General features: G+C 69.1%; 13 protein-coding genes and 1 pseudogene. 10 read left to right on the forward strand and 4 right to left on the reverse strand.

All coding sequences use genetic code 11. The features are described 5' to 3' along the window. The first annotated feature begins 233 nt into the window (after nucleotides 1–233). Together A5780_RS25980 and A5780_RS25985 are read left to right on the forward strand one after the other, a co-directional pair. A complete protein-coding gene (locus A5780_RS25980) occupies nucleotides 234–569 on the forward strand; it encodes a helix-turn-helix transcriptional regulator (RefSeq protein ID WP_082976731.1) in 336 nt (111 codons plus the stop codon). Continuing rightward, nucleotides 566–1,051 carry an SRPBCC family protein gene (locus A5780_RS25985; RefSeq protein ID WP_064909912.1) on the forward strand — a complete coding sequence of 162 codons (486 nt, stop codon included), beginning with the start codon at nucleotides 566–568 and terminating at the stop codon, nucleotides 1,049–1,051. Before A5780_RS25980 ends, A5780_RS25985 begins: the two co-directional genes overlap by 4 nt. On the opposite strand, the gene A5780_RS25990 is transcribed toward A5780_RS25985, so the two are convergent. The 3 genes from A5780_RS25990 to A5780_RS26000 all read right to left on the reverse strand — a co-directional run bounded on the left by A5780_RS25990 (nucleotide 1,052) and on the right by A5780_RS26000 (nucleotide 3,938). After that, nucleotides 1,052–2,311: an MFS transporter gene (locus tag A5780_RS25990; RefSeq protein ID WP_064909913.1), complete on the reverse strand. Its 1,260-nt coding sequence runs from the start codon at nucleotides 2,309–2,311 to the stop codon at nucleotides 1,052–1,054. A 72-nt stretch (nucleotides 2,312–2,383) separates the two neighbouring features. Further along, nucleotides 2,384–3,559: an NAD(P)/FAD-dependent oxidoreductase gene (locus A5780_RS25995; protein ID WP_064909914.1), complete on the reverse strand. Its 1,176-nt coding sequence runs from the start codon at nucleotides 3,557–3,559 to the stop codon at nucleotides 2,384–2,386. Between the two features lie 31 nt (nucleotides 3,560–3,590). Further along, nucleotides 3,591–3,938, reverse strand: a complete 348-nt coding sequence (locus A5780_RS26000) for a DsrE/DsrF/TusD sulfur relay family protein (RefSeq protein WP_064909915.1) — start codon at nucleotides 3,936–3,938, stop codon at nucleotides 3,591–3,593. Between the two features lie 126 nt (nucleotides 3,939–4,064). Between A5780_RS26000 and A5780_RS26005 the strand changes: the two genes are divergently transcribed. After that, a complete protein-coding gene (locus tag A5780_RS26005) occupies nucleotides 4,065–4,751 on the forward strand; it encodes a metalloregulator ArsR/SmtB family transcription factor (protein ID WP_064909916.1) in 687 nt (228 codons plus the stop codon). Between the two features lie 46 nt (nucleotides 4,752–4,797). Here the strand turns inward: A5780_RS26005 and A5780_RS26010 are convergent, their stop codons facing one another. Further along, nucleotides 4,798–6,363 (reverse strand): flavin-containing monooxygenase, encoded by a 1,566-nt coding sequence (locus tag A5780_RS26010; RefSeq protein ID WP_369829552.1) that lies wholly within the window; start codon nucleotides 6,361–6,363, stop codon nucleotides 4,798–4,800. A gap of 661 nt (nucleotides 6,364–7,024) precedes the next feature. On the opposite strand from A5780_RS26010, the gene A5780_RS42865 reads away from it, so the two are divergent. From A5780_RS42865 to A5780_RS26045, 7 genes and pseudogenes are all read left to right on the forward strand, one after another. Beyond that, nucleotides 7,025–7,936 (forward strand): hypothetical protein, encoded by a 912-nt coding sequence (locus A5780_RS42865; protein WP_143860464.1) that lies wholly within the window; start codon nucleotides 7,025–7,027, stop codon nucleotides 7,934–7,936. After that, complete coding sequence (locus tag A5780_RS26020; protein ID WP_082976732.1) at nucleotides 7,933–9,177, forward strand: cutinase family protein; 1,245 nt, start codon at nucleotides 7,933–7,935, stop codon at nucleotides 9,175–9,177. Before A5780_RS42865 ends, A5780_RS26020 begins: the two co-directional genes overlap by 4 nt. Beyond that, complete coding sequence (locus tag A5780_RS26025; protein WP_064909919.1) at nucleotides 9,174–10,274, forward strand: lipase family protein; 1,101 nt, start codon at nucleotides 9,174–9,176, stop codon at nucleotides 10,272–10,274. Before A5780_RS26020 ends, A5780_RS26025 begins: the two co-directional genes overlap by 4 nt. A gap of 132 nt (nucleotides 10,275–10,406) precedes the next feature. After that, nucleotides 10,407–11,546, forward strand: a complete 1,140-nt coding sequence (locus tag A5780_RS26030; protein ID WP_064909920.1) for a lipase family protein — start codon at nucleotides 10,407–10,409, stop codon at nucleotides 11,544–11,546. Nucleotides 11,547–11,643: 97 nt separating this feature from the next. Further along, on the forward strand, nucleotides 11,644–12,360 hold the full coding sequence (locus A5780_RS26035) for a hypothetical protein (RefSeq protein ID WP_064909921.1): 717 nt from the start codon (nucleotides 11,644–11,646) through the stop codon (nucleotides 12,358–12,360). A gap of 265 nt (nucleotides 12,361–12,625) precedes the next feature. Next, nucleotides 12,626–14,407: a winged helix-turn-helix domain-containing protein gene (locus tag A5780_RS26040; RefSeq protein WP_064909922.1), complete on the forward strand. Its 1,782-nt coding sequence runs from the start codon at nucleotides 12,626–12,628 to the stop codon at nucleotides 14,405–14,407. Nucleotides 14,408–15,169: 762 nt separating this feature from the next. Then, nucleotides 15,170–15,470: pseudogene (locus tag A5780_RS26045) on the forward strand (AAA family ATPase); the annotation flags it as partial.

The raw sequence follows: 15,470 nt of genomic DNA on the forward strand, positions 1-15,470 counted from the left end.
TCGAGCGCCGAGATAAGGGTAGTCGTAGCATTCGCCGAAAATCGGGCGGTTATGGCGTAGCTCGTGTCGATGTGCGAATCGACTTCTCACCTGAACTCGAAGTCGGCTTCCGCGCACTGCGGGTTCGCACTGGGGATCCGGGTGTGCCATGGAGGTTGTCGCTCGGGAGTTGGTGGCAGATCGGTGGCTGCTGCCTCTTGCTTCGCCGCTTCTGAAAGTGCAGACTTACGAAAGTGAGCGCTTTCAGAGATGTGGATCTGGCGATTCTGGGCGACCCGATGCGCAAGGCGATCTTCGAGCGGCTGGCGCGCCGGCCGTGTTCGGTGGGTGAGCTGGCGCAGGAGTTGCCGATCACTCGTCAGGCGGTCTCGCAGCATTTGCAGGTCCTCAAGCAGGGCGGTCTGGTGGTGGTCTCTCCGCAGGGCACGCGGCGGATCTATCGGATCAATCCGGAAGGGCTGGAGGCGATTCAGGCGTATTTCCAGCAGATCTGGGACAACGCGCTCGCTGCTTTTCAGAAGGCCGCCGAGGCGGCGGCCGACGATTTCGGACAGGAGAAACCGTTATGAGCACGACCCCGGATGTTGCTGCGTTGCAAGGGAAAGCGTCGGTGGCGCTGCCGATGGAGCGGGCGTTCGCGTTCTTCACCGAGTCCTTCGGTAGTTGGTGGCCGTCGGCCTACCACATCGGTGCGTCGGAGATGGCCGATGCGATCCTGGAGCCTCAGGTGGGCGGGCGCTGGTACGAGCGCGGGGTCGATGGCAGCGAATGCGATTGGGGGCGGGTGCTGGTGTGGGAGCCCCCGCACCGGCTGGTGGTGACCTGGCAGATCACCGGGCACTGGCAGTACGACCCGGATCCCGAGCGTGCGAGTGAGATCGAGGTGCGTTTCACCGCCGAGGGCCCGGCGCAGACCACGGTCACTCTCGAACATCGCCATATCGACCGGCTGGTCGAGGGCGCGGCGATGGCCAAGACCATCGTCGAGGGCGGCGGGGGCTGGAATTCGGTGCTGGAAGCCTTCGCCAAGACCGCCGAAGCCCAAGCCTGACTATGCCGGTCGCCGGTTGCCGCTGAACGCGGCGACCGGCACCACCGCCAAGGCGAGGACGCCACCGGCCAGTGCCAGGGCGGGGTAGCTGGTGGCGGCGACCATCAGTCCCGATCCCATGCCGCCGGTGGCTCCCGCGATGGCGATCGAGACATCGACCGTGCCTTGGGTTTTGGCGCGGGTCGCCAGCGGCACCGTGTCGGTGATGATGGCGGTCCCCGCGACCAGGCCCAGGTTCCAACCCAATCCGAGCAGCGCCAGGGCCAGAGCGAGCAGCACGATCGAATCTCCGGGGGCGAGGGCGGCCAGCAGTCCGGCACCCAGCAGGGTGATGCCGGAGGCGGCGGCGACGGGCAGGCGGCCGTAGCGGTCGACCAGCCAGCCGGTTACCGGTGAGGGTAGGTACATCGCGCCGACGTGGACGGCGATCACCACTCCGGCTGCGGCGGTTCCGTGGCCGTGGGCGAGCATGTGGACCGGGGTCATGGTCATGATCGCGACCATCACCAACTGGGTCACCGCCATCACGAAACCGCCTGTCGCGATGCCTCTCTCGATACCGCGGGCCGACACCGTATTCGCGGCTTGCGCGGTGTCGACGGGGTGCGCGGCACCGAGTTCACGTGCCAGCAGCAGCGGGTCCGGACGCAGCCACAGCCCCAGCACGAGCGCGGCCAGGCTGTACGCGAGGGCGGCGAGCAGGAACGGCCCGGCCAGATAGGGAATGCCGAGGGTGTCGGCCAGATCCCCGGTCGGGGCGGCGAGATTCGGGCCGACCACACCACCGAGGGTGGTCGCCACCAGCACCGTCGATACCGCGCGTCCGCGGTGGGCGGGCTCGGCGAGATCGGCTCCGGCGTAGCGGGCTTGCAGGTTGGTGGCGGTGCCCGCGCCGTAGACGAACAACGCCACGAACAGCACGACCGGGTTGTCGAGCACGGCTGCGGCGATGACGCCGAGGCTGCCGAGCGCGCCGGTGAGGTATCCGGCGGCCAGTCCGGGACGTCGGCCGCAGGCTTGGGAGAGTCGTCCGACGGCGATCGCCGCGAGGGCCGAGCCCGCGGTGAACAGGGCGCTGGGCAGTCCGGCCAGTCCGGTGGAGCCGAGCATGTCCTGAGCTAGGAGGGCGCCGACGGTGATGCCGGCGGCCAGCCCGGCACCGCTGAGGATCTGCGCGGCGACCAGAACGTTCAGCACGCGACGTTGCGCTCGCGCGGTCTCGGGGACAGGAGTACCGGCGGTGGTGGCGGGGAGGGACACGAGAGGTTCTTTCGCCGAAGGTGCAGGCAGGCCCGGGCCACCGCTGTTCGCCGGCGGTGGCCCGGTTCGAGGTCAGGCGCGAATGTTCCAGCGCGCCAGCCAGTCTCGCTCCTGCTGCTCCTTCTCGTGATGGTAGGCCGCTGACGGTTCACGCAGACTCACCTGCGGAGCGGGCGAGGCCAGGAACTCGCCTTCGCCCTTGGCCGCCAGGCCGTCTCCGAGCTCGACGTAGCAGGCTCCTTTCCCGGTGAACCGGGTATCGGGGGCGTCATAACCCAGATGCCGGGCGACCTGGTGGGCGGCGACCAGGGCTTGGGCCTCGGCGAAGATCGCGGCTTTGGGCAGGGGCTTGCCGTTGGGCAGTAGCAGCGCGGTGCTGTCACCGACCGCGTACACCCCCGCCGTGGCGGTGGCCAGGGTGCCCGCATCGACCGGGATCCAGCCGTTGGGGCCCAGTCCGGTGGAGGCGACCGCCGCGCCGGGCGCGTGCGGGGGAACGACAGCGAGCAGGTCGAAGGTTTCGGTGCTGCCGTCGGCGAACTCGACACTGCGCGTGGACGGGTCGACGCGGGTGGCCGAGGTGCCGCCGTGGAAGCCGATGCCCTTGGCGGCCATCATGTCCACCAGCGCGTTGCCGACCGCGGGCCCGGCGACCGGCATCGGCAGCGGATCCGGGGTGAACACGTCCACCCGAACCTGGGTGCTGGTGAATTTCTCGCCGAGCTGATCAGCGAGCAGGAACGCGGCCTCGAACGGGGCCGCGGGGCATTTGAACGGCGTCGAGGCAACGAGCACCATCACCCGGCCCGTCTCCAGCGCTTCGACCTTGTTGTGCAGGTCCGCGGCGCCGTCGGCGGTGTAGAACTGGCCCGCGACCCCGGCCTCGAGCGCAGCCGACAATCCGGTCAGGCGATCGAGGTCCAGGCTCGCGCCCAGCGCGATGACCAGCGCGTCGTAGCCGATCGTCCCGGCCGGGCCGCAGTCGATGGTCCGCGAGTCCAGGTCGATGCGCTCGATCTGTCCGGTCACCCGGTCGACCCCCGGCAGCGCGGCGGCGCTCGGGCGCACCGCGACCTGCTCGGTGCTGCGCCAGCCGCGCAGCACCCACAGCAGCGACAGGCCCAGGGTGCCGTCGAAGCCGCGGTCGATCAGCACGATTCGGTCCTGGGCGGGCAGGGTTTTGCGGAGTTCGGTCGCGGCGGTCAGTCCGCCCACGCCCGCACCGAGCACGACAACGGTTTTGCTCATGGCTTCGGGTTCCTTTGCAGCGGAAGGGATGTCAGACGTTGATGACCTGGTCGGCCCAGGCCGTCCAGTCGGCCAGCTCGGCCATCGAGGAACGGTGCGCGCCGTCGACGAGCTGGTCCTCGCCCATGCCGCGCGCGTCCATGCAGGCACCGCAGTTGCCGATCTGTCCGCCCTTGCCGGTGAAGGCGCTGGTCATCTTGGCCAGGTTGTAGAACCCGTTGGGAACCTTCTGCCCGGCAGTGACCGAGATGACCGCGTCAGCGAAGTTGAACACCCGCACCTGGTGTCCGGCGTCGAGCATCTGCCGGGCCCAGCGGATGCCGTTGTAGGTGCGTTCGGTGCCGTAGGGCGGGTCGTGCAGCACGAAGAGGTAGTTCACGTGTTCTCCCAGGTCAGGTGGCTCCCACCCGAAAGGGTGGCGGGGGTGCGAATACAATCGCCATGTCTGATGTTGTTCCAAAGAACTATGGAATAAGCTATTCCAAAGAGTATTGGAGAAGCAAGCGTGAGTGAGCCCACCGGCCGCAAAGCCGCCCTGTTCGACGAGATCGCCCGCGTCGGCAAAGCCCTGGGCAACGGCCGCCGCCTGCAGATCCTGGACCTGCTCGCCCAAGGCGAGCGCACCGTCGAGGCCATCGCGCACGCCACCGGCCAGAACGTGACCACCGCCTCGGCGAACCTGCAATCGCTCAAGTCCGGCGGCCTGGTCGAAGCCCGCCGCGAGGGCACCCGCCAGATCTACCGCCTCGCCGGCACCGATGTCGCCCGCCTGTTCGCCCTGGTGCAGACCGTGGCCGAGGCACACCTGGCCGATGTCGCCGTTGCCGCCGCCGCGGTGCTCGGCTCTCCTGAGGACGCGATCACCCGCGAGGAACTCCTCCGCCGCCACGACGCCGGTGAGATCACCCTGATCGACGTGCGTCCCCACGAGGAATACGACGCCGGTCATATCCCCGGGGCGATCAGCGTCCCCCTCGCCGAGCTGGCGGCGCGCCTGGCCGAACTGCCCACCGATCGCGACATAGTCGCCTACTGCCGCGGGACCTACTGCGTCATGGCACCGGACGCGGTCCGCATCGCGCAGTCCTCGGGGCGGCAGGTCAAACGCCTCGACGAAGGCATGCTCGAATGGGCCCTGGCCGGGCTGCCGGTGGACCGCCGATGGAGCCGGGCCCGATCTGTCACTGAGTGACGGTCGAATTCGCCGATACCGACGACAACATTCACCAGAACAACCACTACCTCCCGGTGTGGGCCGTGGTGGTCTTGCTCGATGAGGTGGCGGCAGAAGCTGCTGAGGTTCCGGGGACCGGGTAGAAGGCCCGTGCGGCGTCGGTGCGGGTCATCTGGCGGAAGGCGCGCGCGGTGGTGGGCCATGCGTTGGTGACCTCGCCGGACGGGCGTTTGAACCAGGCCCGCACGCCCGTGGGCCATACGGTGCGCGCCAGCTGCGCGTCGAGCCAGACCCGGTATTGCGACATCGCTGCCGTGGTGACCTCGATCGGGGCATCCCATCGGTCGGAGAGCGCGATACAGCGGGCGATGTAGCGTGCTTGATCGGCTTTGAGGGATGGATTGCTGTTGGCCGCGGTGAAGCTGTTGGGTCCGGCGATGAGGTACATGTTGGGGAAGCCCGGTACCGCGAGCCCGAGGAACGCCTCGGGTCGTGCGGAGTTCCATCGGTCGTGCAAGTCCACGCCACCGCGGCCTCGAATTCTGATCCCGCCCAGCAGTTCTGTTGCCCGGTACCCGGTGGCGTAGACGATCACGTCGGCGCGCCGGTGAGTGCTGTCCGCCGAGTAGATGCCGTCGGCGACGATGCGGTCGATCCGATCGGTCACCAGCTCGACGTTTGGCCGCATCAGCGTGGGATAAAACATGTTGTCGAGCAGAATTCTCTTCTCGCCGATCCGGTATCGCGGTGTGAGTGCCTGCCGCAGTGCAGGATCGGGGACCTGGCGCCGCAGGTGCGCGTGAGCGATCCAGGTCGCGGGCCGCGCCGACCAGCCGCCGCGCATGATCGGGGCCAGAACCGCGTCGGCCCCGTGATACAGACCCGCACGGTAGAGCTGGTGTGCTCCCGGGACACGCCCCAGAACCCAGCGAGACACCGGCCCGAATCGTTTTCCGGGTTTGGGCAAGATCCATGCCGACGAGCGTTGGTACACCGTCACGGATGCGGCGGTGCGTGCCAGCTCCGGGATCATCTGCGCCGCAGATGATCCGGTGCCGATGACTGCGATGTGCCCGGTCAGGTCGGCCTCGTGGTCCCAGCGCGCGGAGTGGAAGGCGCGGCCTCGGAAGCTGTGCGCGCCGGGAAGGGTCGGGTAGGCGGGGCGGTGCAGTTGCCCGACCGCCCATACCACTGACCTCGCTCGGATCTTCTGGCCGGCGGTGGTGGTCAGCGTCCATGTGCTTGTCGCAGAGTCGAAGTCCGCGCCGAGGACGGTTGTGCCGCACTGTAGATGCGTGCGCAAGCCGTGACGGTCGGCCACCTGCCGCATGTAGTCGAGGATGTCTGCCTGCCCCGGAAACCGGATGTCGGTGCCTCGGTACGGGTCGAAAGCGAATGAATACAGATGCGAGGGCACATCGCAGGCACAACCCGGGTAGGTGTTCTCGCGCCAGACCCCGCCGACATCCTCGCCGCCCTCCAGCACGACGAAGTTGTCGATACCCGACGAACGCAGTTCCGCAGCCATGGTGAGCCCACCGAACCCTGCGCCGACAATGACGACCTCGACGGTCCGCCCGGGACCTGAAACAGCCGACCGCATCCTTGCGGGTGGCTTTGTGCTTGTCATCAGAAACCTCGAATCAAATAACGGCAGCACAAGGAGCCTGCGCATAGTGCCGTGACGATCGGTCAGATTCAGCCGGGGCGGACTATTCGGTCACTCCGCCTATGCGGGCTTCCCGGGAACCGCTCTGCGTGATGCCCAGAATTCAGGCTCGTGTCAGCCGAGTCAACAACCGTAAATTGCCCAATTTGTGCGCGATGGACTGGTAATTGCCCAGACTGGGCAATTAATTCCGCAAAAGGTGCCTGAACTGGGCACCCGCAACCCTTTGACACCGACCTGACCTTCGAGTGAAGTAATAGAAGGCAAACAGCGATGCCGAATCCGAACTCTCTCACCATTTTTCGGCATCGCGTGCGCCTTCATTCCGGGGAGCTGTGATCGTGACGCAACTCCTCATCCTGCTCGAGAAAGGAATAAATATGGATCCGAACGATGTCCTCAACCTGCTCAATTCCGGTGCGATTCTCGCATCGAACCTGCTGTCTGTCGCCGCCCAGGCATTGAGCTTCGTCCTGTTTTTCCTCTGACCCTCGACATGCGGTGATGGGCGCTCCCGGTCGCATCGACGCCACCGGGAGCGCCCACACCGCGCATGCGCTGTCGAGCGCAATTGTCGAATCGGTTCTCCTCGTTCTTCCTTCCTCATAAGGGGTTATTCGTCATGCCCAGAAACAGAAGCAATCCCGCCGACATCACGGCCTGCTCCGAGCGCAATGCTCGACTCGGCGGGTTCGTGCATCGAGCCGTCCGCCGACGAGGTGTCGCGCTGGGTAGTCAGGCGTTGGTCGTCGGCGCGGTGCACGCGCTGGTCCTGCTGACCACGCCGGACGCCGCCGCCGCGACGATCGCGCCGATCGTCGACCAGCCCGGCGTGACCACTCCGGTACAGCCCGGAACGGCCACACCACCGCCGCCGCCACCGCCTCCTGCGCCACCGGTCGCGCCGTCGTATACCGAGCAACCGGCTGCGGTACGCAACGGACCCGTGCCCCGGCCCGCGCCATCCCCGGATCCGGTCGAGCCGGTGAAAGTGGAGGAGTTGCATCCCCCCGTCCCAGTCGCACCGGTCGCGCCTATCGCGCCGCCGGTGGACGAGATCAGGGTGGGCCAATTCGCGGTGCCGTCGCCGCCGTGGGTTCCCGGCGAGGTCCGCGACGCGATCAACGACACCGCGGCGACAGCAGAGGCTCAGGTCGCCACGGCTTTGGACTCGATCGGGATCCCGCCGGGCCGCTCGGACCGGGTCAGCGGGGCCACCCTCGCCGGTGCGGGGATCGGCGGCGCGATCGGTGCCACGATCACCGCCGCCCCGGCCGCAGCGGCCGGAGCGGTGGTCGGTGGCCTGGTGGGCGGGACGATCGGCGGGATCGCCGGGGCTGCGGTGGGCACGCTGGTCACGGTGCCGGTCATCGGGACCGTCACCTCCGGCGTCGCCGGTACCGCCATCGGAGCGGCCGCCGGAGCGGCGGCCGGAGCCATCATCGCCGGAGCGCCCGCTGCTGTGGCCGGTGCGCTGGTTGGTGGCACCGTCGGCGCGGGATTCGGTGCCGCGGTCGGGGTGGACCAACGATGAGAACCGTGCAGACGCGAACTCGTATCGCCGCTCTGCTGGCCCCGGTGGCAGCCACCGTCCTCGCGGTACCGGGACCGGCCGGGGCCGCACCCGACCCGGCCGGCCCCGGATGTCCGGTCTTGTGGGTGCTCGGAGTCCAAGGCACCGGCCAGTCGTCGCCGGACGCGAGCCGCACCGACGACACCGGGATGCTCGGCGCACTGCTCGGGCCGGTCACTGCGGCGGCCGGTACATCGGTGCAACACACCTACATCCCGTACGCGGCGGGATTCGGCGGCGTCGTCGGTGCCGGAGGAGGCGAGGAACCCTACGCCGACTCGGTCACCGACGTGATTACAGATCTCGGTGTCGAGGCTCAGCGCATCGTGGACCAATGCCCCGACACCGAGCTGGCGCTGGTCGGGTTTTCTCAAGGGGCGCAAGCTGTCTCGCAGGTCGCGCGCGCGATCGGCGCCGGGAACGGGCCGGTGGCGCCGGACAAGGTCGCGGCGGTCGCGCTCTACGCCAACCCCGAACGCAGGGCGGGCGGGCCGGTATTGGCGGGGCGGCCCGGACAGAGCACACCGGATCCCGCTCCGGGGACCAGCGGCGCGGCCGTGTCCACCGTGCACCTGGCCGCGCCGTCGGCGTCCGGGGGCGGGATCGCTGACGACGGAGCCGAATACGGGTCGCTCACCGGCCGGGTTCTCGACGTCTGTGCCGACGGGGACCTGGCGTGTTCGGCGCCCCAGCACGCGGCGGCGTTGCGGTTCGGTGCGCTGCTCGCTGCGCAAGCCGATCTGTCCAACCCGATCGCCGCCACCGACAGCCTGCAAGCAGCGATGTCGCAGGCGTTGGGGTCGGCGTGGACGACCGTGGTGCTCGACGACGTCGTCGTCGATGCGGACACCGTGGATTATCGTCCGCAAAAGTCGTTGTCGCAGCGGCTCATCGATGCCGCTGATCCACGAGTCCCCGCCCCGGGCCGGGACCGGGTGCGTGCGGCGGCCGATCGCTGGAACCAGGTGACTGCCACCGTCGTCTCTCATCCGGGCGAATTGCCGAGGCTGGCCGGACAGTTGGCGGGTGCGGTCGGCCAGGTGGCCGCCGACAACGGCGATCTGGCGAATCCCGAGGTGTGGGTTCGCATCCTCGGCACAGCACCGATCCACGAGGGGTACGCGGTGGCCGGTCAGCTTGCGTCCGGGATCGCGTGGCTTGTCGCGGTGGCCCATGACCTCGCCGACAAGGGGTCGCGATGACCGACATGACAAGGCCCGACGTCGATTTCTACACCCCGCCCGCTCTGGACGGGCTGCACCGGCCCGGAGACATTCTGCGGCTGCGTCCGGCACCGGCGTTGTCCGGCGCGGATCAGGCGTGGCAGATCCTGTATGTGTCTCGCGATTCGTGTGATCAGCCGATCCCGGTGTCGGCAACCGTGATCACCCCCGATGCCTCCGCACCCGATCTCGGTGGCGCGGTGCTGGTCTACTACCCCAGCTTCCATGGCCTCGGTGGGCCTTCGGCCTCTCAGCTGTTGGCCATGGGGGCCGAGCCCGACGGCGCCCAGATCCGGGCGGCGCTGGCACGCGGATTCGTGGTCGCGGTGGCCGATGGGGAGGGGCTCGGGGTGATCGGTTATGGTCCGCACACTTTTCTCGCCGGTCGTGCGGGCGGGCAGGTGATGCTCGACCTGGCCCGCGCCGCGACCCGTGTTCCCGCTCTGAACGCTGCGGAGTCCCCGGTGGTGTTCTGGGGTTACGGCGATGGCGGCAGGTCGGCGGTGTGGGCAGGGGGCCTGCAGCTGGTCTGTGCGCCGGAGCTGGATGTGCGCGGGATCGCTGCCGGGGCGGTGGTCACCGATCCGGGACAGGCCCTGCGCAGCGTGAATCGGGGCGCGTGGGCGGGTCTCGGGCTCGCGGCGCTGATCGGGCTCTCCCACGCGCATCGGCGTCTGCCGCTGCGCCACATCTTCACCGAGGAATCGCGCCAGAGCGTGGTGGGCGAGGCGGAAGTGTCGAACCGGGGGCGGTTCTTCGAGCGGTATCGGCACCCGGTCGGGGTCTGGTGCGAGCGGACCGACGTCTGGAACGACCCGCTCTGGCAGCACGTATTCGCTCTCGAGCTGATCAACGCGAGCCTGCTCCCGGCGGCGCCGATATACCTGTATCACGGCTCGACCGATGGCATCGTGCCGGTCACTTTCGGCCGCCGCCTCGCGCACGAGTTCCGTACTCGCGGTGCGCCGGTCGGCTGGCGCGAATACGACGGCGATCACTGCCGCACCGCCCGCACCGCCATCGACGACGTGTTCGACCAGCTCACCGAGTACCTGACCCGCCCGACACGCTCGTGACCCGCACACCGGGCACACCTGCCTGAGATGCCCTGCCCTGTCGGGTGCCCTCTCGACGGGGCGAGGCAGGTGGCACCGGGTATTCCAACTCCCTTGCGCCACATGACAATCCACTGACCGATAGAGGTGTCCATGTCCGAGTTCTACGCTGCCCCGATCCTCCACGGCGACCATTCCCCCGGTGAATTCGTGCGAATGCGCCCCGCGTTCGTTCCCCAGCTGCCCGGCGCGGCGGCGGCCTGGCAGATCCTGTTCGTCTCGCGCGATTCCCACGGCGCGCTGACACCCGCCTCGGGAATCGTCATCCTCCCCGACACCGCCACCAGCCCGGAGGCAATGCTGGTGTACTACCCGGCATTTCGAGGGCTGGGTGGGCCGTGCGCGCCGTCGCGGTCGCTGGTTGTCGGGTCCGGCCCCGACACCCCCGACATCGCGGTGCTCGCCGAGGCGCTGGCGCGGGGATGGGTGGTCGCGGTGCCCGACGGCGAAGGGCTCGGTGTGACCGGCGCGGGCCCGCACAGCTTCCTCGCCGCTCGCGCCGGCGGGCAGATCGTGCTCGATCTGGCTCGCGCCGCGCGCCTGGTTCCCGACCTCGAAGCCGACGACGGCGAGGCAGCCCAGCTGCCGGTGCTGGCATGGGGATACGCCGATGGAGGCCGCGCAGTCGCCAAAGCAGGCGAACTACACGCCGACTACGCACCGGACCTGGACTTGCGAGGACTGTGCGCGGGCGCGGTGGTCTCCGATCTCGCCGCGGTGGCCCACACCATCGGCACCGGCGCCTACTCGGCGCTCGCGGTGGCCGGGCTGATCGGATTGGCACGCGCCTACCCGCATCTGCCGCTGCTGGACGTGCTCAACGCCGAGGGACAACAGCTCGCCGCACACGCGGACTCCCTGACCGTCGAGCACCTACTCGATTGGTATCGCCAGCCGCTGTCGCACTGGTGCCGCCGCCCCGACCCGTGGAACGACCCGGTGTGGCGGTGGGTGCTGGCCGGAGAAACCCTGGGCCACACCGCACCCGGCGTACCGATACGGCTCTACCACGGTGTCGAAGATCAAGTCGTTCCCGTAACTGCTGGGCGGGACGCGATGATCGCCTACCTCCAGCGCGGCGCGGACGTGAGCTGGCGCGAGTACGACACCGGCCACCTCGCCACCGCCAGCCAGGCTTGCGGCGACGCCTTCACCTACCTCGCCAACACCCTGACCGACCCCACCGGCGACCGCCAACAGCCCGCGCGTCGCACCGACGCGGCACGCGCCTGACCCCCACCGGGGACACCTGCCCGCACCCGGCCACCCCTGCCGCCGAGTGCGGGCAGGCCACCGAAGCCGAACCCGACCGAAAGGGGTGTGAAACACGGTGCCTCGCAACGACAACAGCCCCGGCGAGGAATGGAACCGACCGGCCACCGCGCCTGAGGCGGAACTCGACCTCGACGCCGCCGAGGCTGCGACCCCGTCAGCACAGTCGGCTCCCACAGCCCAACCCGCCTGGTTCACCCCACCGTCCCCCGATGTCGACCTCGAACAACCACCAGCCCGGCGGCGCGGACGTGCTCTGCGCGGGTGGGCCGCCCTCGCGGCCCTCGCCGCGGTCTCCGTCGGCGTGCCAGCCACCACCCACACCAGCCACGAGAACAGCCCGCGTACCAGCGGGATCTCGGCGACCGCGCACCCACCAGCCACCACCACCACGGCGGCGAGCAGCGACCCGTGCGCGGGATTGTCAGGAACAGTGGTGACCCGTCGTGCCGGTAGACCCGACACCATCGCGGGCGTGATCGCCACCTTCGAATTCGACTACTACGTCGCGCGGGATGCCGAGAAGGCCATGGCGCTCGTTTCGCCGGACGCCGGAATGACCCAGCAGGGACTGGCCGAAGGCATTGCCACGATCCCGCTGGGCGCCACGCACTGTGTCGCGATCACCCCTGTCACCACCAACACCGCCAACGCCCACATCGCCGAGCTACACCCCGACGGCCGCCGCGTCGACTACCTCCAGGTCATCAACACCGTCTCAGCTCCCGCCCCCGGTGGCGGCCTGCTGATCAGCCACGTTCAGGAGCAGGGATGAAGCCGCCCGCCCAGGTGCGCGACCCGGACGCTGCTCGCCCGCGGTTGTGATGGCTTCGGGCGCACCACTTTTCCGCCGTAGTGCGGGTCGTGGGCTGCTCATCGCGGTGGCCGGAGTAGGGCCGGGCTCAGGTGTCACGACCACCACGGTCGCGCTCGCACGGACCTGGCCCGGACCCGAGCAGGCGGTGATCGTCGAAGCCGACCCGACAGGCGGACAACTGGCCGCCCTAACCGGAGCAGACCCATACCGGGGTCTGGCAAGCATGGCCCGCGCCGCCTCTGCCGGCGCACCGGCCAAAGCCCTGGAGCTCACCGAGCACGCCCAGCTCCTCCCCGGCGGGGTCGCGTTCCTCGCTTCGCCGCCCGGACCCGACTCGGGCCCCCGCGCCGCATGGACCACCGCGCTACTCACCGCTGACGACAACAGCCACCCCCGGGACTGGAACCCCAGCGGTGTCACTGTGTTCGCCGACTGCGGAGCCCCCGAGCCGGGCTCGGTCACCGCCTCGATCCTCACCCACGCCGACGCTCGCCTGCTCGTCGTGCACGCCGACCGCGACGACCCGGTCCATGCCCGGCACCGGATCCTCGCGCTGACCGCCCACGGCCGCCGCCGGGCGGTCCTGCTCATCGACCCCCACCCCGGCAGCGACTACGCGACCGCTCTCGGGATCCCGGTCATGGCGCGCCTGCCCGCCGACTCAGCGTCCGCTGCCACGCTGCTTCGCCGACCCCGCCCCTGGGCTCGCCGCAACCATCTGCTGCCCGCCGCCCGCGTCATCGCCACCGCCATCGACACCCAACTCCGCCCGTCCCGACCGACACCCCGAACCACCAGAACCCCGCGCACCAGCCCAGCGACGGGGCGCCACCTCTTCGCCCGCCCGGCGGCACGGCCGACGGTCTACCGGATCGACCTGCCTGACCGCCCGCCACCGGCCGGGCGACCGGCACCGGATACCAGGACCAGCCCGGCCTCTCGCCGGTCACCACCCGAGGCACCCGCCAACACGGGCACCGGCCGCGCGGGTACCGGTCACCGCAACCGCCACGACGCGGACAACGCCAGAACCGAGGTGCCGCAGCGGCCCACCGCATCCCTGCCCCCCTCCGGCGCGGCCGGACGCGACGCCCGGTCCGAGCCGAGATCACCGAGCGCGGGTCCGGCCCCGACCCGCGACGGCCCCGGGGCCTCTGCCACGGTCTGCACTGGTATGCCCGAGGCAGACGCGGCGGTGCCGAGGGAACCAGCGCCGGTGTTGTCGGTCACGGTGTTCGGGCCGTTGCGGGTGCTGTGGCGGCCGAGCGGCCACGACGCCCCGGTCGAGATCACCCGGAACTTGCGGCCTCGCGAGCGCGAGCTATTGATCCTGCTCGCGGTCCACCCGGCCGGCGCGACCCGCGAGACGGTAATCGAAGCGCTGTGGCCAGAGCACAACTCGCCCCGCCCGACCAACACCCTCAACACCGTCGTGTCCCGCCTGCGCACCGCCCTGGCCACCGCCACCGGCGACACCGCCAGCACCTTCATCGACAACGACCACTCCCGCTACCGGCTGGACCCCGGCCTCTGGGACGTGGACTACCGCGTCTTCGACTCCGCCGTGACCGCGCTGCGCGCCGCCACCGACCCGGTCGAGCGTGAACGGGCGTGCCGGGCGGTGCTGTCCGCGGCCGACGGCGTGCTCGCCGAAGAGCTGACCGCCGACTGGATCGCGCCGATCCGCGAGCACGCCCGCCGCGACCGCCTCAAAGCCCTCGGGAAGCTCGCCGCCATGCTGGTCGACACCGACCCCGATCAAACCATGGCCATGCTGGAAACCGCACTCGCGCTCGACCCCACCAACGAACCGATTTACCAAGACATTCTCCGCCTGCACGCCCGCCTCGGCGAACGCACCGTCATCAACCCCACCCTTGCCCTGCTGAAACGCCGCCTCGAATCCATCGGCGACACCCCCACACAACGCACCCTCGATATCGCCGAACGACTCCGCGACCAACAACCCGGCCACCACGACACCGGACCCGGCCCCGGTCAATAAACACCTAAGAGTCCCGATATCGACAATTACTAACCCCGGAGAAATAATAGCGTCACCAACGGCCCGGTACTCGCGATGGAATAGCGGACCCGATATCTCATCGCCGAGAATTGATTATCGAACAGACTCCGGCGATGCATCGGGCTCGATGCGTGTCAGGCGCTGTCGAGTCGCCTGACGGTGCTCACCCTCTATCGAGGTGATCTTGCCGGCTCGGTGGGTGCCGATACGGGGGCCGATAGGTGGGCCGATAGACGGGCCTTTAGGTGGGCCGCTTGAGATCGGCCCACCCCATCGACCGCATACACACAGGTCACGGCCTATTTCGCGCCGAGCCACACGTCCAGGCTGTATGGAGATACAACAGGGTCAACACGTCGGGGGTGGCCCCTCACCCCACCGGAACGACAGTCCCGGCCCCCTCCCGGCTTCGGTTCCCGCTTCGTGTCGCTCCGGTCGGACGACCGGCGACCTCGCTGCCGGGCCGCGCTGCTGCCGGGCCGCGCGGCGGACCGAATTCATTTCCGGGAAATGAAACTCCGCGCCGCTTGCTGTGTCGACAATTGCCGCGAGTCCGGTGTCGCGGCCGGAATTTTCCAATATTTTTCCGGTGGTTGTCTTGAATTCGCACCATTTCGCGAGCTACTTTCGACCGGTACCGACCGGGCAGGAACAACAGAATTCCGATTCCCGGACCCCCGCGTCGAATTCGGCAATTCGCCGACAGGATGACGCAACCAATTTCCGACAGGAGTTACCGACATGACCACCTATACCCCCGCAACGGCGACCGGCGCGGCCCGGCTGGCGAACGGTGAATTGCGCGCGATGGTCGCGCGGGTGCTGGCTGACAACCCCGGCACCGAATTCGGGCCGCGCCAGATCTCGCTCGTGCTGGGCCGGTCGTCCGGTGCCATCGGCAACGCCCTGGACAGGCTGACCGGTGCCGGACAGGCCGAACAAACCAACACCCAGCCCCGCCGCTACCGCGCCACCCGCACCACAGCCACCGCCGCCATCGGCGCGGCCCCCGCCCGGCCCCCAGTCTCTTATACACAACTGA

The sequence above is a fragment of the Nocardia sp. 852002-20019_SCH5090214 genome (assembly GCF_001665865.1).
GTDB lineage: Bacteria > Actinomycetota > Actinomycetes > Mycobacteriales > Mycobacteriaceae > Nocardia > Nocardia nova.